Source organism: Streptomyces mutomycini (assembly GCF_001700505.1).
GTDB lineage: Bacteria > Actinomycetota > Actinomycetes > Streptomycetales > Streptomycetaceae > Streptomyces > Streptomyces mutomycini.
The window spans coordinates 1-741 of the sequence record NZ_MAPV01000269.1 but is presented as its reverse complement, the minus strand read 5'-3'; the positions used below and the strand labels follow the sequence as shown (position 1 = coordinate 741).

Genomic DNA, 741 nt, shown 5'->3' with positions numbered 1-741 from the left:
TGCCAGAGCCCGCGGCACCGCCCGCCCCGCCGGCCCCCGCGGGCTCTGGCAAGATCAACCTCGACAAGGGCAGGGTCAGCCTCCAGAAGAACCAGACGGTCTCCCTGGTCAAGGGCGGCAGGCCGCTGCTCTCGCAGGTGAAGATGGGCCTCGGCTGGGAGCCCGCGTTCCGCGGCAAGGACATCGACCTCGACGCCTCGGTGATCGCCTTCGGGCCCAACCGCAATCACCTGGACAGCTGCTACTTCGGCAAGCTCTCCATCCTGAACGGCGCGATCAAGCACTCCGGCGACAACCTCACGGGTGNNACCGGGCAGAAGTTCACCGAGGTGGCAAAGGCCTACTGCCGGCTGATCGACGCGGCCACCGGCGAGGAGCTGGTCCGCTTCGACCTGACCGGAGCGGAGCCGCAGACCGGCGTCATGATGGCCAAGCTGATCAAGCAGTTCTCGGGCGAGTGGGAGATGACCGGAATGGGCGAGTTCGTGAAGTCGCGGACGGTTCGCGGCATGGTCAAGCCCGCCGCGAAGGCCCTGTAGCACCGGCCCCCGGAACGGCTTCCGGGGCNNGGTGCCCCGGATCCGGAGAGTTTCCGGTGGGACGCGGTGCGTGCTCGTCCGCTCTCTCAGAGCTTGGTCAGCTTGGAATACGGGCTCAGGATCCTCCCCTGTCGCCCCGAGAAGTCGATGAGCACTGCGTCGTTGTCGCCCTCGACAGCAAGGACTCGGCCGAGTCCGAACT

At 67.3% G+C, this 741-nt stretch carries 1 protein-coding gene and 1 pseudogene; both read left to right on the top strand.

All coding sequences use genetic code 11. The features are described 5' to 3' along the window. A pseudogene (locus BFF76_RS34195) lies at positions 1-306 on the top strand (TerD family protein); the annotation flags it as partial. Positions 307-308: 2 nt separating this feature from the next. After that, positions 309-539, top strand: a 231-nt coding sequence (locus tag BFF76_RS34190) for a TerD family protein (RefSeq protein WP_244167366.1), incomplete at its 5' end; no start/stop codon positions are given. Positions 540-741 lie beyond the last annotated feature (202 nt).